A 20,914-nucleotide genomic window follows, 5' to 3' on the forward strand; every position below is an offset into this window, starting at 1 on the left:
CGGCTCCAACCATTGACCTGCGATGATCCAACGTATTCAATCCATCTTCCTGGCCCTGGCCGCCCTGTGCACCTTCGGACTATTTGCCACCGATGTGGCCGAAACGGCCGCGCCCGTCGCCGATAGTCCGGTGTTTGCCGATGCGCACTTCACGCTCTTTGATAGCCCCATCCTGATCGGGGGAGTGGCCGCGGTGGGTGCCCTCACGCTGGCCGCCATCTTCCTGTACACCAACCGGCGGCTCCAGAAGATCCTCTGCAACGTAGCTATTCTCATCACGGTAGCCTATGCGGCCTACGGTGTATTGCTTTGGTATACGGACCGCGCCGCTGCCCAGGCCGAGCCGGAGTTCGGGCTGGCTTTACCGATACTTACCATCGTATTCGCCGCCTTCGCGGCCCGGTATATCCATAAAGACGAAAAATTGGTACGTAGCGCAGATCGCCTGCGGTAGCATATATTTGGGTACTAGTCATTCACTGGCAGTCCGTGGATCGGACCGCTGCATATACCCACACACTATGTTCCAGGAATTCAAGGCCTTCATCATGAAGGGCAACGTACTGGAGTTGGCCACTGCGGTCATCATCGCTGCTGCCTTCGGTGCAGTAGTTACCTCCTTTACCAATGATGTACTCATGCCCCCCATCGGTCAGGCGCTGGGCGGGGTAGACTTTTCCGAACTGATGATTCCCCTCTCCGAGGACGTGATCGGCCCCGACGGTACCGTACTGGAAGAAGGCGCGGCTATCCGCTACGGTCGCTTCATCCAGACGATCATCGACTTCCTGATCATCGCCTTCGTCATCTTCCTCATCATCCGTAGCTACAACCGCATGACGGTCAAGCCCGAAGTAGTCGAAAAAGCCCCGGCCGGACCTACCGAAACGGAGCTTCTTATCGAAATCCGCGACCAACTGGCGCGCAGACCCTTGTAAAGGCGTGAAGGTGGAGGTGGTGAAGGACAGGACGCGCACAGCGCACATCCACGGTCTTCACCACCGCTCTCCTAATTCTTCAGCTTGATCTCATCATCCTTCCCGTCAAAGAACTTGAAGGTCGTGATGGGGAAGTCATTGTCTGACTGAATATCCAGCCAGCGGTAGTGCTTCATGTACCACTTCATCTGAGCGCTGGGTAAGCCACGCTTCAGGAACGCGGAAATGTAGGGGTGCACCTTCAGTTTGAGCTTAGCCTTGGGCCGAGCGTCCATGATGAAGTTGAGGTCGCGCTCGATCTCGTCGGTCAGTAAGATGGTAGCATTCACCTTACCGGTACCATTACAGGTTGGGCACTTCTCGGCGGTGGTGATCTTTACCTCCGGACGTACGCGCTGGCGGGTGATCTGCATCAGGCCGAACTTGCTCAGCGGGAGTACCGTATGCTGGGCGCGGTCGTTCTTCATCGCGTTGCGCATGGTGGTCACGAGCTGCTTGCGGTGCTCGGCATCGCGCATGTCGATGAAGTCGATCACGATGATGCCACCGATATCGCGCAGCCGCATCTGGCGGGCAATCTCTTCGGCGGATTCCAGGTTGATCTTCAGTACCGCCTCGGTCTGATTCTGGCTGGGCATCTTATTGCCGCTGTTCACGTCGATCGTATGCATCGCTTCCGTATGCTCGATCACGATGTAGGCGCCACTGGGCATGGTGGCTGTCTTGCCGAAGCTGGACTTGATCTGTTTGGTCACGCCGTGCGCATCGAAGATGGGTTTGCTGGACTTATGATACTGCACGAGGTTCGGTCGGTCCTTGGCAATGTCCTTGATGTAATCCTGGATCGTCTCGAACAGGTCCTTGTCATCGACGACCACCTTGGTGAAGTCCGGCGTGAGTAGGTCGCGCAGCAGTCCGGTGGTCTTGTCCACTTCGCTGAGCAGCTTAGCCGGTGGGGTAGCCCCCTTAGCATTCTCTACGATGGTCTTCCACTTATCCATCAGGGTGTTGATCTCCTCGAGGAGTTCACCGACCCCGCGTCCTTCGGCTGCAGTACGTACGATCACGCCGAAGTTGGCCGGCCGGATACTCTCTACGAGCAACTGTAGCCGCTTACGCTCTTCACTGGTACTGATCTTCTTGCTTACCGCTACGGTCTCGCTGAAGGGCGTGATGACGAGGTAGCGACCGGGAATGGTGATCTCACAACTCAGGCGGGGGCCCTTGGTGCTGATGGGTTCCTTGAGGACCTGGGCGAGTACGACTTGTTTCTTAGATATGACCTCGTCGATCTTCCCGGTCTTGACGATCTCGGGCTCGTACTTGGCCTTATCCAGGGTAGCGTTGGGTAGCTTGCCCTTGATGGCCAGTTCGGAATAGGCCTGCAGCGTGCGGACTTTAGGACCGAGATCGGTATAGTGCAGAAAGGCATCCTTCTTATGTCCGATATCGACGAAGGCGGCATTGAGGGGGGCCGTGACCCGTTTTACCCGGCCGAGGAATACATCACCTACGGTGAATTGGTCGGTCGAGCGCTGGCGATGTATCTCTACCAGCTTTCCGTCTTCGAGTAAGGCAACTTCTACTTCTTTGCCCGTACTGGAGACGATCATTTCTTTTTCCACTGTGCAACAGGGTTAGGTGGATACACGCCATCCCCCCGCCAGTAGCAACTAGGTCGGAGGGTGAGTACGTGAATCCGGTACACTGATGCATACCCCCGTCCGGTAAGGCTCAGGCCATAGGGCTGGCGCGGTCGAGGCTACGGGGGTCGAGAACAATTACGTCTGCGAATCGGCTGGGGTTGTCCGCCGCTCAGCACCCGATAGGGACTGGCAGGTGGCGGAAAATTTCTTGGCGGAGTACTTGAAGTGCGTTGGCGCGATCAAGATCTCACGGAAAGGAAGCCGCAGAAGCACGGAATGGTCGCGGGAAACGGGCTCTAAGGAGTCGGGCGTCGCGAATATCTCGAAATAAGAATAGCACCGGGGCGGTAGCAAGAGGGCAATGAACGGTACCGGTCACGGCCGGAAAACATCCTGCTTCAGGAGGTTCTCCGGCCGTAAAAAGGTATGCTGCTAGTCGGGTGACTAGCGGTTCTTCTTCTTGTGACGGTTCTTGCGCAGGCGCTTTTTCCGTTTGTGCGTAGCAATTTTATGACGCTTCCGCTTTTTTCCACACGGCATAGGTTGTCGTTTAAATTAGGTAAACAAGGTGATAACAGACTAAAGTATGGGATCAAAACGCCCCGTACAGTCATATAGTTGTGGCCACACCTACCCGGGGGGCAGTGTAGCGGACCGCGAAGATACGGTAAATAGCCGGTAGCATTTACTGCAGCAAGTCCGAGCATTTGCGGGCAAAGATGTCCGCCTCACCCGCACGCCCCAGGTTCTCGTACACCTTGGCTAGCGAGCACACCACATCGGGGTTGCCCGGCTGTAGGTCATCGGCCTTGCGCAGGCGCTCGGCGGCCCGGTCGAGCTGGTTGGTTTTGATGGCCAATTGGGCCAGGGTGATGTATACCTTAGGCTCCTCGGGATATTGCTGCTCCAGCTCCCGTAGCATCAGGATACCCTTCATGGGATTTTCCGGCGGCGGGTTGTCGGTATAGGTTACCGCCAGATTGATCCGGTGCTCGGCATTGGTGGGATTAAGGCTGATGGCCGCCTGATACGCTTGCTCGGCCTGATCCGTGCAGTACTGCCGGGTCTTTTGCGCCACGCCCTCCTGCCGCAGACAGAGACTAAAGGTGGTAGCAGCAATGGCCCAGGCGTCTTCGGTATTTTCCAGCTCTGCGATCTGGGCGGCGAAGGCTCCCGAGATACCCGGCTGTCCGGCCTTGTACCACTCGCTGGCCAACTGCTGCAGTACCTCTACCCGGGCGCTGTCTTCTTCCTGACTGGCCAGGCGGTCCTCCAGCGTAGATAGCGTAGCCCGCTGCGCGGGGGTAAGCTGGGTATGGGCCTCGCGGATCAGCGACTGTACGCCGGTGGCAGCACTGGGTGCGCGGTTAAATCCCTCCTCCATCTCGGGAGGGCGCACCGGGCAGCCCCAGTACGTCACGGCGATGAGCAGCAGCGTGATGGCCGCAGCGATCCATTGGGGACGGTGCATCAGTCGAGGTCGCTTTCGTCTTCGTCGGGCAGGCTGGACACCTTATCCTTCACCTGCTCCACAAAGATCTTGGCCGGCTTGAAGGCCGGAATGTAATGCTCGGGAATCTCGATGGCCTTATTCTTCTGAATGTGACGACCGATCTTCTTAGCCCGTTTCTTGACCACGAAGGAGCCGAAACCACGGATATAGACATTCTCCCCCTCGGCCAGGCTACCCTTGACCTCCTTGAAGAAACTCTCCAGGGCCACCAGTACATCTACCTTCGCGATGCCCGTCTTGTCGGCAATATTAGCTACTACATCAGCTTTTCTCATTCTCCATTATTTAGCTCCGCGTGCGGGTTCTCAAAAGCGGGGCAAATATCTGCTTTTCTGCCGAATTTCGCTCCATTCGCCCCACTATTTCTTTTAAAATCAATGAGTTATCTCGGTGAACCACTTTCAGTGCCGCGCCGTTGGCCGCCACGCTCCGGCCCGTGAATGACCGGCTGCGTACCTTCGCGCCACGCTAAACGACCCCATTACATGCTCCTCTCCATGACCGGCTACGGTCGCGCTACCCTCAGCGAAGGGCCCAAGACCTACGCCGCCGAGCTGCGGGGCCTCAACAGCAAGCAGACCGATCTGCGCCTACGCAGCAACCAGGCCCTGCAGCAACACGAGCTCGAACTGCGTACCCTGGTGCTCGATGCCGTCAAGCGTGGCAAACTGGAGCTTACCCTGGAGATCACCGATGCCAGCACCGCCAGCAAGCTCCGCGTCGATCTGCCCCTACTGGCCGAGCTCAGCACCAATATCTACTTCAATCTCAAGGCCTCCCTGCCCGATAGCAGCATGGACGGACTGGTCCCCGCCCTGCTGCGCACCCCCGGCATCATCGAAGCCAGCACCGGCACCGTAGAGGAGCAGGACTGGCAGCACATCCAGGCCGTTACCCGCGACTGCCTGACCCGCTTCCAGGACTACCGCCGGCAGGAAGGACTCACCCTGGCCGAAGACCTTAGCACCCGCGTCCGCGCCATCGTAGACCTGCTGGCCCGTGTGAGCGACTTCGATACCCAGCGTATCGAAGCGGTACGCGAGCGTATGGAACGCCACCTGAAGGATTACGTAGGCCGCGCCAACGTAGACCAGAACCGTTACGAACAGGAAGTGCTATTCTACCTCGAAAAAATGGACATTCACGAGGAGCAGGTGCGCCTGCAGCAGAACTGTGAATACTTCCGCGAAATACTTGATAATGAGGACGATATAAAAGGGCGAAAGCTCAATTTTATCAGCCAGGAGATGGGCCGGGAAATTAATACCCTGGGTGCCAAGGCCTACTCGGCCGACCTGCAGAAGCTAGTGGTCAATATGAAGGAACACCTGGAAATGATCAAAGAACAGCTGGCCAATGTCGCCTGAGCCCGCCCGGGGAAAGCTCCTCCTTTTTACCGCTCCCTCGGGGGCCGGCAAAACCACCATCGTCCGCCACCTGCTCGATAAGTTTCCGCAGTTGGCCTTCTCCGTATCCGCCACCACGCGGCCGCCGCGGCCCGGTGAGGTGGACGGCCATGACTACCACTTCCTCACCCCCACAGCGTTTGCCCGCCGCGTAGCCGAGGGCGCGTTCGTGGAGTACGAAGAGGTGTACCCCGGCCGCTTCTACGGCACCCTCCACAGCGAGGTACACCGCATCTGGGCCGAAGGCAAGGCCGTCGTATTTGACATCGAAGTCAAGGGAGCCACCAACATCAAGCGCCACTATCCCGACGATAGCCTGGCCGTGTTCGTGGCACCGCCCTCCAAAGAGATATTATTCCAACGCCTGCGCGACCGCAGCACCGAAGACGCCGACAGCCTGCGCGTACGCATCGCCCGGGCGGGGGAGGAGCTGGACTACCGCGACCGCTTCGATCGGGTACTGGTCAACGACGATCTGCCCGTCGCCCTGCAGGAGGCGGAGCGCCTCGTGGCGGAATTTCTGGATTAAAGCTTGCGTCCGCCCACGACCCGCCCGCGGGTATCGCCCGTGCGGAGTCGCTTCAGGGGGATGAGCAGACTGGCGAAGGCATCCGCGCTGGAGACCTGCCACTGCTGTCCGGCATAGGTCACCTTGCCGGCGCTGCGTGTCCAGTCGCTGGCCAGCAGCGTATAGCGGTCGCCGTTCTTGGGATTGGGTCCGAAGACCAGGAAATTATCCGCGTCGTCTTCGAAGCTAATAGCCACCCGGTTAGTCTTGGGCTGAAAAGTGAATACCCCCGGCGTATTGCGCTTGAAGACTAGCTGCTCTACCTCACGTCCGTTGATGACCTTGACGGTTCCGCGGGTGATCTGCGTCCGATCGTTGCGCAGTTCGCGCTGTAACACCACGTCTTCCGATAGGTAGAACTGGATTCGTCGGAGTTCGTCTTCCCCCCAGCCCTGCTCGTCGTACAGCCGCTGGGTGAAGGGACTGAGCCGGGGCCCGCACGCACTACATGCGATAACACAAAAGAGTAGGGCAGGAAGGAGACGGTACATACTGAAGCACTTAGGTTACACCACAAGGAAGCACCGGGCGGGGCCGCGGGTGCAGGGCCGGGTCTGGTTTAAGCGAAGTTTAACGTCGCTGCCGAAAGAACTGCTGCATGAGCCGGGCACAGTCTTCGTGTAGTACACCGAATTCCAATTTAGTTTTGGGGTGCAGCAGTTCGCGCCCGAAGCGCATGAAGCCCCGCTTATCGTCGCTGGCTCCGTATACGATGCGGCTGGTCTGTGCCCAGTGCAGGGCTCCGGCACACATGGGGCAGGGCTCCAGGGTGACGTAGAGGGTGCAGCCGCGCAGGTATTTATCCCCCAGGTGATTGGCTGCGGCGGTCAGTGCGATGATCTCGGCGTGGGCCGTTACGTCATTGAGCCGCTCGGTTTCGTTGTAGCCGCGGGCGATGATGCGGTTATCGGCCACCACTACGGCACCTACGGGGATCTCGCCCGCAGTGCCGGCCAGTTCGGCCTGCTTCAGCGCCTGCCGCATGAAGTAGGCATCGTCGTATACCTCAAGCATCCAGCACGGTTTCTACCAGGTAGTGATTGCGGTCGGGGTTGGAGCGCGCCACGAGCTCGGCCAGGAAGCCGGTCACGAAGAGCAGCGAACCCAGGATCATGGTCGTCAGACTAATGAAGAACCAGGGATTATCGGTCACCAGCGTCTTAGGCATGTCGTTGGCCAGCGCATACACTTTGGCGGTACCGATGTAGACGGCCGTGACCAGTCCGATCAAGAACATCACCGTACCCATCGTGCCAAACAGGTGCATCGGCCGCTTGCCAAACTTACCTACGAACATCAGGCTGAGCAGGTCCAGAAAGCCGGTGACCAGCCGTGAGAGACCGAATTTGGAGTAGCCGTACTTGCGCGCCCGGTGCTCCACCACCTTTTCGCCTATTTTCTGAAAGCCGGCCCACTTGGCCAGCAGGGGCATATGGCGGTGCATATCGCCGTATACCTCGATGGACTTGATGACGTTGCGGCGGTAGCTCTTCAGTCCGCAGTTGAAGTCGTGCAGCTCGATACCGCTAGCCTTGCGGGTCACGAAGTTGAAGAACTTGGACGGCAGGGTCTTTCCGATGGGATCCTTGCGGTTCTTCTTCCAGCCGGAGACTACGTCGTAGCCCTGGTCCATGATCATGCGGTAGAGATCGGGTATCTCGTCCGGACTATCCTGCAGATCGGCATCCATGGTGATGATGACATCCCCCTCCGCGTACTGGAAGCCGACATTGAGGGCGGGACTCTTACCGTAGTTACGCTGGAACTTGATGGCCTTCAGGCACTCGTTCTTGGCCACCAGCTGCTGGATTACCCCCCAACTCCCATCGGTGCTGCCGTCGTCGACTAGCCAGACCTCGTATGAGAATGCATTAGCCCGCATGACACGGTCGATCCAGCCAGTCAGTTCCGGCAGGGATTCTTCTTCGTTGAATAGGGGGACGACTACGCTGATGTCCATAGCCGGCCGTGGTTGATGGTTGCCAGGATGCGACCCGGTAGTGTGCGGCCCAGAAGCGGGCTATTGGTGGACTTACCCTTGAGGCTGCCCCGGTCCACCTGCTGAGAGCCCTCGGTGGTAAATAACGTGAGCTGCGCCGGACTATCCTCTGTAATGGTCACCGGGGGCAGGCCGAGCAGCCGGCGTGGTCCGGCAGTAAGGGCGGTCACGATGGCATCCAGCATACTGGGTCGGTCATCGGCCAGGGGGAGCAGTTGCCGCAGGGCAGTTTCCAGCCCGAGGGCACCAAAGGCCGCGTAGCTGAACTCCAGGTCCTTTTCCTCTCCGTGGCGGGCCCGGTGGTGGGATACGATGGCGTCGATCTGCCCTTCGATCAGTCCCTGCTGCAGTGCCTCCCGGTCGCTGGCAGCGCGCAGGGGGGGCAGCATCTTGAAGTTCGGGTCGAAGGTGAGCAACTCGTCGTCGGTGAAGGTGAGGTGATGGGCGCTCACCGTGCAGCCCGCCAGTCCGGCACTCTGCTCACGGTAGTCGGTGACCAGTGCCAAGCCCTTTGCCGAGGAGAGCAGGTGCACGAGCAGCCGACCGTCGGTGTAGCGCAGGATCGACAGATCGCGGCGCAGCGGGATGGTCTCGCACATGGTAGGGATACCCGGCAATCCGAGCTGTACGCTTACCGTACCCTCGTGCATCTGTCCGTCTTCGGCCAGGTCGCGGTCGTGGGGGGTATCGAGTACCAGCCCACCGAAACTTTTACCGTACTCCAGCGCCCGCTTCAGCAGACTGCCGGAGGCCGCGTGACTCGATCCGTCGGTAAAAGCCAGGGCGCCGGCCTCGCCGAGTTCCATCATTTCGGTCAGGTCCCGGCCCAGGGTATTGTGACTCAGGGCGGCAATGGGCAGCAGGTCTACCGCGCTCTGCCCGTTGTGGCTGGCCAGGTAGGTCATATCGGCTACCGACTGCCGCACGGGTACCGTATTGGGCAGAACGGCTACAGCGACGTAGCCGCCCGCCCGGGCCGAAGCCGTCAGGCTGGCGATATCCTCGCGCTCTTCGTGGCCGGGGTCCCCTAGATAGGCACCGATATCGACGAATCCGGGGGCGAGGCGCACCCTGTCTTCCGCAGCAAAAATTTGCTCTTGCTCCTCTGCCACCAGCGCATCGCCCAGCGCGGTGATCACCCCGTCCCGTACCCGCACGTCGAGGGTTTGGTTGTGGTAGGGGCTGGCGGGATCGGTAATGGTGACGGCACGTAATAGCATGGCCGCGCAAAGGTAGCGCAAGCCGGCCTAAACCCGCCAGAATCGTAGGAGCAGTGCTTCGGCCAGCAGACTCACCAGCGCCAACCAGACGAAGTACTGCCAGAGCGGCCGACCTTCGTTGCGGGCGCGTATCTCACCCGCTAGCGCGGCCTGGCTGCTGGCATCCAGGACGGTGACGTTAGCTAGCTCAGCTAGCTCTTCCGGAGCGGTATACTGTAGGTCAGACTCCCGGCGGTCGTAATTGAAGGCAAAAGACTCGACTACCTCCTCGTTCAGGAGCAGGTCGTAGACACCGGCTTCGGGCAGCTGTCCACTCACGCCCAGTGCTACGCGGCTGCCTACGGTACGCTGCTGGGGGATGAATTCTCCCCCCGGCCCGCGCAGCTTGTACACCAGGTCGCCGCTCGATGGGCGCCGGCCGGTACGCACTACCTCGTCCTGCCCGATGGTGTAGGCTAGCGGACGGCGCTGGCCGGTACCGATGCCCATCTTATAGAGCATGGGAATGAAAATCTCTGCGTTGCTCACCAGACTGTTCCACTCGGTGGGTAGGGGAGCGGCACTCAGGTAGAGGTTGCCCTCGCCTACGGTGTACTTCACTACGGCGTTGCTTCCGTCGCGGTAAGTGAGTAGCTGCTCCTGCCCCCGGGTACCTCCGCGCGCTAGCGGAAAGTTCCCCAGGGTCCGCGGCAGATTGAGCGCACGCCGGCTGCCCTCGAAGATGTCGCTGAATACGAATTCCTCTTCGTTGATGCCGCTTACTTCGCGCTCGCGTTCCTGAAAGCCCTGGTACGTACCCACCGGGAAGCCGGACAGGAAACTGCCGTAGCTGCTCAGGTCGGCCGCCGCGGGCGGAAATACGAGTAGGTTGCCGCCCTCCCGGACGTACTGTCGCAGCTGCTCGGCCAGCCCGGATGAGACGCTCGGTAGTTCGGTCAGGATCACCAGTTGATGGTCCGCCAGGGTGCCGTAGTCGATGTTCTGGGCCGAGGTGTAGGTGGGGGTGAACACCCGCAGTGCCAGGGCAGCGGCCAGGTTACGGTCGGGGGTACCGTCGGCATCGATGTTGAGTACCTGCACCCGGTCCGTCGTCTGGAAACTGAGGTAGTACACGTCATCGAATTTCACCGGAAAGTCCGTGATGGTCAGAGTCGCCTGTCCGTTGCCCCCCTGCTGGATGGGCAGGTAGACGCTGTCGATCACGAAGTCGTTCGGCGGCAGCTGCAGGGTGCCCTCCGGCTTGCTCTGCCCCTCGTAGCCCAGGGAAAGGCGCACGTTGTCCAGTGCTACGTCGCCGTAGTTGCGCACCCGCACGAGTAGGAGGTTATTCTGTCCCAACTGGGGCACGGGTGCATCAAACCAGACGGAGTCGATCGCTACGTTGCGACTGCGCAGTGCCTCCAGCGGCACTAGGTTGACGGCCATACTCGTGTCAGTGACCTCCAGGTTGGTCACGTTGCGCTGAAAGTCCGATATCAGGTACGCTAGCTCATTGTCGAAGTCGGCCGTAGCGAGCGCCGCCCGCTGCCGGTCCAGGATCTGGCTCAGAGGGCGCGTCTCCGGACTCACGCGAATGGCCTCGATCTCCTCTAGCGCCGCCTCCTGTCCGACCAATCGCTGACTGCGTCCGCTGGCAGAATTCGTGATGACCTGGAAGCGGTCTTCGGGTCCGTAAGCCCCTACGATGTCCCGCGCCCGGTCCCGCGCCAGCTGTAGTAGCGGTGCCCGGTCACTTTCCGCCGCCATACTAAAGCTATTGTCTACGTACACACTCACGGCCTTGCGGCCGCTCCGTACCCCCTCCGCTACCGGCAGAAAGGGCTGGGCAAAGGCAACCACCAGGGCCGCGACGGCCAAACAGCGAAGTAGCAGCACCAGTAGATTTCGCAACCGGCTGCGCATACTCCGCTCCTCCTTCACCTCCCGCAAAAAGCGCACGTTACTGAAGTACACCTTACGGAACCGCCGGAAGTAGAACAGGTGGATCACGATCGGTACCGCCAGGGCTGCCAGCGCGTAAAGGAAAGTGGGATTCAGGAAAGACATGGGTAGTACGGTAGTTCTGTAGGGGGTAATTCTGTAGGCTGTTGGTATAAGTGTTGCACCAGCGGCCCCGCCCCTGATCTGGGTGGTTGTGGTAAGTGTAACGCTGCTTTTCGCATAATGCTTTTACACACGCAACGTCTACAACACACGTAACGCCTACTACGCCTGTAACGCCCGCCTACAAAACTACAGAACCACCGAACTAAAAACCTACCCCACCATATCCTCAGGCCGTACCCAGGCGTCGAACTCCTCACCGGTCAGGTAGCCCAGTTCGAGGGCGGCGGCGCGTAGGGTGGTGTCGTCGGCGTAGGCCTTCTTGGCGATCTTGGCGGCCTTGTCGTAGCCGATCTTGGTGTTGAGGGCGGTGACGAGCATGAGGCTGTTGTTGAGCAGCTCTTCGATGCGGCCGCGGTTGGGCTCGATGCCCTGGGCGCAGTTGGTGTCGAAGCTGCGGCAGGCATCGCCGATGAGGCGGGCGCTGATGAGGAAGTTGTACACCATCATCGGCTTGAAGACATTGAGCTCGAAGTGACCCGTCATGCCGCCGATGTTGATGGCCACGTCGTTGCCGAGCACCTGGGCCATGGCCATGGTGAGCGCCTCGCTCTGGGTAGGATTTACCTTGCCGGGCATGATGCTGCTACCGGGCTCGTTAGCCGGAATGATGAGCTCGCCGATACCGGAACGGGGTCCGCTAGACAGCATGCGCACGTCGTTGCCGATCTTGGTCAGACTCACGGCCAGGGTTTTGAGCGCGCCGTGGGCCTCGACGATGGCGTCGTGGGCAGCCAGGGCTTCAAATTTATTTTCCGCCGTGCGGAAGGGGTGACCGGTGAGGCTTGCGATCTCTTCGGCCACTTTCACGGCGTAGCCCTCAGGGGTGTTGAGTCCGGTACCTACGGCGGTGCCGCCCAGGGCCAACTCCGACAGGTGGTCCAAGGTGTTGCGCAGGGCGCGCAGACCGTGGTCGAGCTGACTGACGTAGCCACTGAACTCCTGACCCAGGGTGAGCGGCGTGGCGTCCATGAAGTGGGTGCGGCCGATCTTGACGATGTCCGACATCTCCTCCGACTTGGCCCGCAGTGTATCGCGCAGCTGTTCCACGCCGGGGATGGTATTGCTGAGCAGCGCCTCGTAGGCCGCGATGTGCATGGCCGTGGGGAAGGTGTCGTTACTCGACTGGCTTTTGTTAACGTCGTCGTTGGGGTGCAGCGTCGTGTTGCCTTCCTCCAGCTTGCCGCCCTGCAGTACGTGGCCGCGGTTGGCGATCACCTCATTGACGTTCATATTGGACTGGGTACCGGAGCCGGTCTGCCAGACCACCAACGGAAATTCCTCGTCGAGCTCGCCGGCCAGGATCTCGTCGGCTACGCGGCCGATCAGCGTGGCCTTGTCCTGGTCCAGTACGCCGAGTGCGGCATTGGTGGTAGCAGCTGCTTTCTTCAGAATAGCGAATGCGCGGATAATTTCCTGTGGCATCTTCTGCCCCCCGATATCGAAGTTGGTGAAGCTGCGCTGGGTCTGGGCACCCCAGTAGCGGTGAGATGGCACGTCGATGGTACCGATACTGTCTTTTTCCTGGCGGGTCGTCATGATATATTTATTTGCGGGCACGAAGGTAATTGATATTCGGGGCGCAGATGGGCGTCCAGACCGGGGGTGTCGGGCACGGTGATCGCGCCGTCGGCTCCGTAGACGATGCCGCCCTCCACGGGGTCTTGGGACTGCATCAGCGGTGTATCGAAGTCGCAGTATGCTACCCGCTCCGCACTTAGGGCGAAGTGGGCCGCGGCGGTGAAGCCCAACCGACTTTCCAGGAAGCCGCCTACCTGGAGGGGTACATTTGTAGCCTGTGCAATTTTTTGTGCACCGTATAGGCCGCCGGACTTACTGAGCTTGATGTTGATCCGGTCTACGGCTCCAATGGCGAGCAAGCGGCGGGCATCATCGGCGTTCCAGCAGCTTTCGTCGGCCATCAGCGGGATGCTGGTCTGTCGGCGCAGCTCCGGTAGGCGCATCCAGTCGTAGCGATCGATGGGTGCCTCGCAGTGTTGGATGTGAAAACGTTCCATGCCCCGCAGTGCCACTACGGCCTCATTGAAGGTCCATCCCTGATTGGCATCGATACGCAGGGGAATGTCCGGTCCCACGGCGGCGGAGATCGCGGCGATGCGCGCGACATCGTCCTCCGCTCCCCGGCCCAGCTTCACCTTGATGACGGGAAAGCCCGCGGCGACGATCTCCTGTGCCGCGGCTACCATCTCATCTGGAGTGCTCAGACTCACGGTGTAGTCGGTATACAGCGTACGGTTACTGCGCCCTCCGAGGAAACGGTAGAGTGGCAGTCCAGCCTGCTGAGCGGCCAGGTCGTGCAGGGCCATATCGAAGGCGGACTTGACCGCGTAGTTCCCGTGTAGTTTGCGGTTGAGGTGGGCGGTGTACGCTGGTGCGGAGTCTATGGCACATCCCAGCAGACCGGGGGCTAGCCACTTCGCGGTGGCGACGGCACCCGGCAGGGTCTCGCCGTGAATGGTGGGAAAGGGACTGGCTTCGCCCCAGCCTTCCTGACCGTCGGTGGTACGCACCCGGACGAACAGGTTTTCGGCATGGGTGAGCGCGCCCAGGGAGATGACGAACGGGCGCCGTAGGGCGACCCGCAGAGGGAATAAGCTGATCTGATGAACGAACATTGGGGGTGTAAGATGAGCTTAAACTAACGAATGGGAGGGGGCGAAATGCCCGATTTCCGAACCATTCACGCTATATTTGCAAGCTATGGTCGAGCTAGAAGAAAACTACCGAAATATTGTAGTCATCGGTGCCTCCGCCGGTGGATTGGAAGCTATCCTGGCCATTGTGGAGGAGCTGCCGGAGGATCTGGGTGCCGCGGTATTTGTGGTGCAACATATTCCGTCCTACGCACGCAGTAACATCGACCGGGTGATCCAGTCGCACACTAAACTCCGCGTTACCCAGCCGATCGATGGGTCGCGCATCGAGCCCAATACGATCTACATCGCGCGGGCGGACCGTCACCTAATGGTGGAGCCCGGGCGGGTCGTAGTATCCAAGGGGCCACGGGAGAATCGGTTTCGGCCAGCAGTGGACGCACTCTTTCGCTCTGCCGCTCACGCCTACCGCGACCGGGTCATCGGCGTGGTAGTCAGTGGGGCACTGAACGATGGTAGCTCCGGCACCTGGACCATTAAACGGTTCGGCGGTACATCGATCGTGCAGGATCCGGACGAAGCCATGTTTTCCGATATGCCCCGGGAGACCATGCAGTATACGGAAGTAGATCACGTGCTACCGGCTAGTCAGATCGGGCAGTTGCTCGGTACGCTGTGTCGTAAGGAGATCACTCCCTCGACGGGTAACGGACACTCAGAGGAGGAAGCCGCTAAGGTAGAATTAGAAATAGCAGTAGCAAAAGGAGCGAACGGTATGAAAATGGGAATTTTAGACATCGGGAATCCATCGTCTCTGGCCTGTCCGGAGTGTCACGGCGTACTGGCCAAGTTCCAGGAAGGCCGGCTGCTTCGCTTCCGCTGCCATACCGGTCACGCACATACGGTAGAGAGTCTACTTGCAAGTGTCAACGACAACGTAGAAAAAAGTATGTGGGAGGTTATGCGGGGCATGGAAGAGAGTAAGGTCCTGCTCGACACGCTGGCGGAGCAGATGGAGCACGCACAGGACTATGAAATGGCCGCCGTGTACCGGCAGCGCGCTGCAGCAAGTCAGGAACAGGCCGTACGTGTGCAACTGGCCATTGAGGAGAGCGATCTATCTGCGGCGGGCAGTGAGGCACTGCCCCACATCCAGTAATTATTGAATGAAATAAATGATGCTATTTGATAAATAGTCTTATTGTATTGCGTTCAATTGAGAGGCGAATGACACCAAGCCAAATGATGTTTCTATAAGTTATTGATAGTTAGGCTTTTATGATTTTGGCACGGGGATTGATAGCGGTGATTACATCTATTAGTCCATTTCTATGCAAATCTCCCACGACGATCAAACAGGGTACGGTGATCCTACAGCCACCTATATTGATCGACTTAACCAGCGGGCACTCGAAGTGGTGAACCTGATCAACACCTTGCCCCTACCAAGCGAATTACACGCTGAATTGGCCCAATCCTGGCGAATTACCCGACAAAAGCTAGCCTTTTTCCGTCGGGAGCTGGAACGCTGCGATGGCGAGGTACAGGAAGAACTACGAATAATGCACAGCGCCCTGCTGCCGCAGGTCATGCAGTACCAAATCAAGGTCGGTGCTATGATGATCGCTGATCACTGCGATGATAAGCAGTACCTCGAAAAATGGTCTTCTATCTGGAATGAGTTTAGTCGGCAGGATTTTGCGGCTTAGCTCGAGCGACAGAGACACTAAGGTATTGATATTCCCTTTTGCGAGCCTGCTTCCTTCGGGGAGCAAGCTCTTTTTACATTCGCTGTATGGCCGTTAGAATAGTGGGAATTGGTGCATCAGCGGGCGGTCTACAGGCGCTGGAAACGTTCTTCTCGGAGCTACCCACCGGTCTGGGTGTTGCTTACGTAGTGGTACAGCACCTATCGCCGGACCACGTAAGTAACATGGATTCCATTCTTCAGCGTGCCACGGCGCTCAAGGTGCGTTCCCTAGACGAGGATACGGTACCCCAGGCCGACCACGTGTACGTCAAACGACCCGAATACGAGGTGCGGGTAGGAGATCAGCTTACCCTCCTTCCCCGGCAGTCTGGCAACGATGCGTTGTACCTGCCCATCGACGATTTTTTCTTCAGCCTGGCGCAGAGTCGCCGGGAGGATGCTATTGGCATCATTCTGTCGGGTATGGGGACCGACGGAAGTCGTGGACTAAAGGAAATAAAGGCGCAGGGCGGCTTAGTAATGGTACAGACTCCCCGGAGTGCCCAGTTTGACGGGATGCCCTCCGCCGCGCTCCGTCAGCATATCGCTGATGTGGTGTTGCCTCCTTCGGAATTAGCGAGCCGACTGGCTATGATGCTGCGGCACAATAGCGTACAGCCCCCATCTCCCGGCATCGACCTGACTGACCAGGACAACATCTACCGGGTTTTATTAGAGCGGGTCCACGCTACTACACGCATCGATTTTACGCGGTACCGTCCGGCAACCATCCACCGCCGGATCGAGAAGCGGATGCTGATCACTCAGATCGAGTCGCTAGAACAGTACATCGCCTATGCGCTCACCAATGAGAGTGAGCAGCAAATCCTACGGCAGAGCTTCCTCATCGGGGTGACCCGCTTTTTCCGTGACAGTGAGGCATTCACCCGGATCAGGGAACACGTCATCCCTGACCTGTTTGCGCGCACGCCAGAGGAGCAGGACCTGCGTATCTGGGTGCCTTCGTGCTCTACCGGTGAAGAGGTGTACACCATCGCCATGCTCGTGGAGGATTACCTCGACAGCCAGTCCGTCCGTCGCAGTTACAAGATATTTGGATCCGACGTAGATCGCCGCTCCATCGTTTACGCCGGTCAGGGCAGGTATGACGAGACTATACAGGCGGACGTGCCACCTGAATTTCTCCAGCAGTATTTCATCCGTAGTAGCCAGGGCTACCGCATCAACGATGCGTTGAAGGAACACATCCTGTTCGCCGTCCAAAACCTACTGGACGATCCACCCTTCATTCGGGTTGATTTGATCTCTTGCCGCAATTTTTTGATCTACGTCAATGCGGACGCGCAGCAGCAGATTCTATCCAATTTTCACTTTGGGCTCAACCCCGCCGCTTACCTGTTTCTCGGGCCTAGCGAGCACCTTGGGAGTTTACAGGCCACCTTCACTACGGTAGATCGCCGCTGGAAGATCTACCAAAAGCGGCCGGACGGCGCTGCGCCGAGTCCGCGTACCACCGTCAGAGCTTATTCCTCCCTGCGTACCGGAAAGCTTACCGTTCCCACTATGGCTCCTACACACAGTGCATCCGTCAACCTAGAGGCGGTACGTCCGCAATCCGTTCATCCCAATCCGCCCAGAGTCTCTATGGACGAATATTCCCGTTTCCTCTCCGAGCGCTATGCGCCTACCACGCTATTTGTAAATCAGCGATACGATATCCTTTACCTGAACGGTGAGTTCACCGGTATTCTTCGGTTGCCCCGGTTTGATGCACTGCTTTCGCTGCGTACCGTGATCAACGAAGATGTACAGAGCTTACTGATCGCCGGGGTAGACCGGGTGCTCAGCAGCCACCGTTCTGGACTATTCGAACGCATCAATGTAGCCGCAGATTCTGAGCCACCCCGCTGGCTACAGGTTCGCTTTAGTTTGTTCGACTCCACCAGTGTGAACGAACCGGTCGTCATGCTGGAGTTTATGAATGCGACAAACGATAAGAACGGGGGCTCCACGGACGAGAACGGTGATACGGAAGTGTACGATGTGGACCGTCGCTTATTAGAAAAAGTTGGTGAACTGGAAGCTGAACTATTGCGCTCCGAGCGTCGCGCGCAGAAGTTGTACAACGAGTTGGAAGCAACCAACGAAGAGCTGCAATCCAGTAACCGGGAACTACTGGCCTCCAATGAGGAAATGCAGAGTACGAATGAAGAGCTACAGTCGGTAAATGAGGAACTGTATACCGTTAACAACGAATATCAACGAAAGAATGACGAGTTAATAAATACGAATAACGATATCAATAACCTGCTGAAGAGCACGCAGATCAGCACTGTTTTCGTAGATAATGACCTGAACATTCGTCGCTTCACCCCCGGGATCGGTGAACTGTTTAACCTTACGAATTATGACCTAGGTCGTCCGCTCGCCGCTTTCGCCAATCCGTTCGACGGGGTAGATATTGAGCAGCTCGCCAGGGAAGTTCTACGCACCAAAATGCGCTACGATACCGAAGTGCAGGATAGAAGTGGCAACTACTTTCTTCTCCGCTTGATTCCCTACCTGACTCAGGACGATCAGCCCCAGGGGGCGGTGATCACCTTCGTGGACACCAATGACTTGGTGATGACCCGCCGCCGGCTCACCGACCTTGCCCATAAGTATGAGGCGATTTTTCAGAACACACAGGAGGTCATCGCCATCGTCGAAAATAACAGTCGGATCAAGGAGATCAATCGTTCCCTCGCCGGTCGTAGCAAGCAGGAGCTATTGGATACCTACTTTACGGACTTAGTCCTCGACGACCCGGGTAAAGTGCAATTTACCGAAATGCTCCGCGCCGCCTTTGATCACCGACAGGTTGACGTGCTTGCCCTCAGCCTACCCAGCACCGGGGATGAGGCGGCCCGGGTAGAGGCTGAATTTATTCCCATTCTAACCACTTCGACTGATCCGCTGACCGCCAAGGAAAGTACGGTCACTCACACGATGATCATCATCCACGATATCACATCACACGAAAACCAGCGTATTGAGTACGACCAGGTCGTACAGCGCTACGAACGACTACTTAGTCATGTGTCGCAGCCGGCGGGGCTATTCGATATGAACGAGCGGATCGTATTCATGAACGAGCGGACCACGCTGGCCCGTAAGCATACCTACTACTTGCAGCGAAGTATAACGGATTTACTCAGTCCGGAGGGTGTAAACCGTTTCCGCAGGGCCGTAGAACAACTCAAGCAGGGCCAAAAAACCATCGAGGTGAACTACCCGGATGAAGAGCTTCTCGAGGAGACGCAGGCACTGCGCGTGCGTTACCGTCCGGTCTTTGCCGATGATGAAATGGTGCTGATAAGTTTTGAAGTGCTACAGACGAGCTAGCCACGGCTCCGGGAAATCCCCAGCTTGCGCATTTTACTGAACAGCGTCTGGGGGTTCAGCCCTAGTAGCTCTGCTGCCCCTCCCTGCCCACTCACCTTTCCGCCGGTTAGTGTAAGTACGGATTGAATGTGGCGGCGCTGCATTTCGTCGAATGGTAGGACCTCATTAACGTCCGTACTACGCCCGTTAGCTGTGGCAGGGGTACTTCGGGGACCAGCTGATGCACGACGCGTAGCAAAATCCAGGTTCAGGTAGGGCCCGGTACTGAGAATGAGCGCCCGCTGTATCATGTTTTCGAGCTCGCGTATGTTACCCGGAAATGGAAGTTCCTGCAGTAGTTGAAGATCGCGGTCTTGTAGGGTAGGTAGCTCACTGTCATCCGGCAGGTACTTTTTGATGAAGTGCATTACCAGCGTCCCGATATCTTCCCGCCGCTCCCGCAGCGGTATACTATGAATGGGAAATACATTGAGCCGAAAGTACAAGTCCGAGCGGAACGTGCCTTGCTCTACCTGCTCCCGAAGGTCCTGATTGGTAGCCGCTATAATGCGCACATCAGTCTGTACGCTGGTCCGTGCCCCCAGGGGAGTAAATTCTCCGTCCTGCAGTACCCGTAGTAGCCGTGTCTGTAGCGCCAGGGGCATCTCCCCGATCTCATCGAGAAACAGGGTCGCCTCGTCGGCTAGTTCGAAGCGGCCCAGATGATCGGTTCGCGCTCCGGTGAAGGCACCCTTTCGGTAGCCGAAGAGCTCGCTTTCGATGAGGTCAGCGGGAAGCGCCCCACAGTTGAGTATAACCAGGGGGCGGGAAGCCCGTCCGCTCTGGCTGTGGACCGCGCGAGCCAGTAGCTCCTTACCGGTACCCGTCTCTCCGGTAATCAATACGGTGCTGTCCGTATGGGCGACCTGCCTGACCTGGTGAAGGATGTGCTTATACTGCGGACTTTGCGTAATGATGCGGTACTGCTCGGGTGCCGCGTCGAATTTTTCGCTGACCAGAATACTCCGTCGCTCGAGTTGCGTGACCAGGGTAGCGTTTTCTAACTCCAGTGCCTGTTGCTTGCGCTGGCTCTTTCTCTGCTCCGTAATGTCTACGACGGTCACCAAGAGGCCACTGACCGGGTTGGCGTGCTGCAGGGGGGTCACGGTGATCCGCGCGGGCAGCAGGCTTCCGTCACTACGCTGTAGGGAGGTTTCATAGGTAGTCAGGCCCTGTGCATACGCCTGCTCCACGTGCCGCGTCAGGGCAGTTCGGTCGGTTTCCACGTCGAGATCGAGCAGGTGTAGGCCCGTGGTCCCCTCCCGGCGGTTCAGATCCGCCCGCAGTGCTGCGTTCATCAACGAGATGGTGCCATCGGTGGCGATGGTGAGCGCTGCAAAGGGTAGGCGGTCGAGTAGTGCGATGACGTGCCGCGAATCGTCCTCCAGGGAGAACAGTTCACTGGGCTTGAGCTTGGACAACACGCCGTACAGCGCGGGCTGTCGCTGCCACTCGACCCGTGAAGCATATAAGATGATGGACTGCTTATTGACCCCCAACCGACCTACGGGAAGTACCAGCCGCCGGGGGCCGGATGAATCCTTGAAGCTCTGCAGGAAGCCCCGTAGTTCCGCGCGGTTGTGGAAGATTCCGAGACCGAACAGCGAGCGATCCAGTTCCACCAACTTGGGCTGACCGGCAGCCTTGAGCATAGCGGCGTTGGCCGCCTTGATCGTGCCGTCTTCCAACGCTACGAAAGCGGGAAGGGGATTTGTATCAACCAGCCGTTCAATCAGGGGACCGTTTGCTGGCATTTGATAAAGATATAATTT

18 protein-coding genes are annotated in these 20,914 nt (G+C 58.4%); 7 read left to right on the forward strand and 11 right to left on the reverse strand.

From position 1 onward, the window contains the following. Positions 1-22: 22 nt before the first annotated feature. Both MJQ68_RS05230 and mscL read left to right on the forward strand, forming a co-directional pair. Positions 23-454 (forward strand): DUF4293 domain-containing protein, encoded by a 432-nt coding sequence (locus tag MJQ68_RS05230; protein WP_238749971.1) that lies wholly within the window; start codon positions 23-25, stop codon positions 452-454. Between the two features lie 67 nt (positions 455-521). After that, the gene (gene mscL, locus MJQ68_RS05235) at positions 522-938 is read left to right on the forward strand and encodes a large conductance mechanosensitive channel protein MscL (RefSeq protein WP_238749972.1); all 417 of its coding nucleotides are present in this window, start codon (positions 522-524) and stop codon (positions 936-938) included. Between the two features lie 71 nt (positions 939-1,009). Here the strand turns inward: mscL and MJQ68_RS05240 are convergent, their stop codons facing one another. From MJQ68_RS05240 to MJQ68_RS05250, 3 genes are all read right to left on the reverse strand, one after another. Further along, the gene (locus MJQ68_RS05240; RefSeq protein ID WP_238749973.1) at positions 1,010-2,563 is read right to left on the reverse strand and encodes an Rne/Rng family ribonuclease; all 1,554 of its coding nucleotides are present in this window, start codon (positions 2,561-2,563) and stop codon (positions 1,010-1,012) included. Between the two features lie 706 nt (positions 2,564-3,269). Continuing rightward, complete coding sequence (locus tag MJQ68_RS05245; protein ID WP_238749974.1) at positions 3,270-4,055, reverse strand: tetratricopeptide repeat protein; 786 nt, start codon at positions 4,053-4,055, stop codon at positions 3,270-3,272. Then, positions 4,055-4,372, reverse strand: coding sequence for an HU family DNA-binding protein (locus MJQ68_RS05250; protein ID WP_238749975.1), 318 nt, complete (start codon positions 4,370-4,372; stop codon positions 4,055-4,057). The genes MJQ68_RS05245 and MJQ68_RS05250 overlap by 1 nt, the downstream gene beginning before the upstream one ends. 210 nt (positions 4,373-4,582) lie before the next feature. On the opposite strand from MJQ68_RS05250, the gene MJQ68_RS05255 reads away from it, so the two are divergent. Beyond that, positions 4,583-5,464, forward strand: coding sequence for a YicC/YloC family endoribonuclease (locus tag MJQ68_RS05255; protein WP_238749976.1), 882 nt, complete (start codon positions 4,583-4,585; stop codon positions 5,462-5,464). After that, positions 5,454-6,032 carry a guanylate kinase gene (gmk, locus tag MJQ68_RS05260; RefSeq protein WP_238749977.1) on the forward strand — a complete coding sequence of 193 codons (579 nt, stop codon included), beginning with the start codon at positions 5,454-5,456 and terminating at the stop codon, positions 6,030-6,032. The genes MJQ68_RS05255 and gmk overlap by 11 nt, the downstream gene beginning before the upstream one ends. Here gmk and MJQ68_RS05265 read toward each other — a convergent pair. The 7 genes from MJQ68_RS05265 to MJQ68_RS05295 all read right to left on the reverse strand — a co-directional run bounded on the left by MJQ68_RS05265 (position 6,029) and on the right by MJQ68_RS05295 (position 14,029). Next, on the reverse strand, positions 6,029-6,562 hold the full coding sequence (locus MJQ68_RS05265; protein WP_238749978.1) for a hypothetical protein: 534 nt from the start codon (positions 6,560-6,562) through the stop codon (positions 6,029-6,031). The two genes, gmk and MJQ68_RS05265, sit on opposite strands and share 4 nt — an antisense overlap. Before the next feature lie 79 nt (positions 6,563-6,641). Then, on the reverse strand, positions 6,642-7,085 hold the full coding sequence (locus MJQ68_RS05270; RefSeq protein ID WP_238749979.1) for a nucleoside deaminase: 444 nt from the start codon (positions 7,083-7,085) through the stop codon (positions 6,642-6,644). Then, positions 7,078-8,031, reverse strand: a complete 954-nt coding sequence (locus tag MJQ68_RS05275) for a glycosyltransferase family 2 protein (protein ID WP_238749980.1) — start codon at positions 8,029-8,031, stop codon at positions 7,078-7,080. Before MJQ68_RS05275 ends, MJQ68_RS05270 begins: the two co-directional genes overlap by 8 nt. Then, positions 8,016-9,290: a dihydroorotase gene (locus MJQ68_RS05280; protein ID WP_238749981.1), complete on the reverse strand. Its 1,275-nt coding sequence runs from the start codon at positions 9,288-9,290 to the stop codon at positions 8,016-8,018. The genes MJQ68_RS05275 and MJQ68_RS05280 overlap by 16 nt, the downstream gene beginning before the upstream one ends. A gap of 27 nt (positions 9,291-9,317) precedes the next feature. After that, positions 9,318-11,336 carry a vWA domain-containing protein gene (locus MJQ68_RS05285; protein ID WP_238749982.1) on the reverse strand — a complete coding sequence of 673 codons (2,019 nt, stop codon included), beginning with the start codon at positions 11,334-11,336 and terminating at the stop codon, positions 9,318-9,320. Between the two features lie 210 nt (positions 11,337-11,546). Continuing rightward, positions 11,547-12,932 carry a class II fumarate hydratase gene (fumC, locus tag MJQ68_RS05290; protein WP_238749983.1) on the reverse strand — a complete coding sequence of 462 codons (1,386 nt, stop codon included), beginning with the start codon at positions 12,930-12,932 and terminating at the stop codon, positions 11,547-11,549. Beyond that, a complete protein-coding gene (locus MJQ68_RS05295; protein ID WP_238749984.1) occupies positions 12,929-14,029 on the reverse strand; it encodes a mandelate racemase/muconate lactonizing enzyme family protein in 1,101 nt (366 codons plus the stop codon). The genes fumC and MJQ68_RS05295 overlap by 4 nt, the downstream gene beginning before the upstream one ends. A gap of 85 nt (positions 14,030-14,114) precedes the next feature. Between MJQ68_RS05295 and MJQ68_RS05300 the strand changes: the two genes are divergently transcribed. The 3 genes from MJQ68_RS05300 to MJQ68_RS05310 all read left to right on the forward strand — a co-directional run bounded on the left by MJQ68_RS05300 (position 14,115) and on the right by MJQ68_RS05310 (position 19,103). Next, positions 14,115-15,167, forward strand: coding sequence for a chemotaxis protein CheB (locus MJQ68_RS05300; protein WP_238749985.1), 1,053 nt, complete (start codon positions 14,115-14,117; stop codon positions 15,165-15,167). 172 nt (positions 15,168-15,339) lie between these two features. Beyond that, positions 15,340-15,717 (forward strand): hypothetical protein, encoded by a 378-nt coding sequence (locus MJQ68_RS05305; RefSeq protein ID WP_238749986.1) that lies wholly within the window; start codon positions 15,340-15,342, stop codon positions 15,715-15,717. 86 nt (positions 15,718-15,803) lie between these two features. Further along, positions 15,804-19,103, forward strand: a complete 3,300-nt coding sequence (locus MJQ68_RS05310; protein WP_238749987.1) for a chemotaxis protein CheB — start codon at positions 15,804-15,806, stop codon at positions 19,101-19,103. On the opposite strand, the gene MJQ68_RS05315 is transcribed toward MJQ68_RS05310, so the two are convergent. Continuing rightward, on the reverse strand, positions 19,100-20,896 hold the full coding sequence (locus MJQ68_RS05315; RefSeq protein ID WP_238749988.1) for a sigma-54 interaction domain-containing protein: 1,797 nt from the start codon (positions 20,894-20,896) through the stop codon (positions 19,100-19,102). The genes MJQ68_RS05310 and MJQ68_RS05315 overlap by 4 nt on opposite strands. Between the last annotated feature and the right edge of the window lie 18 nt (positions 20,897-20,914).

The organism is Neolewinella maritima (assembly GCF_923081025.1).
Lineage (GTDB): Bacteria > Bacteroidota > Bacteroidia > Chitinophagales > Saprospiraceae > Neolewinella > Neolewinella maritima.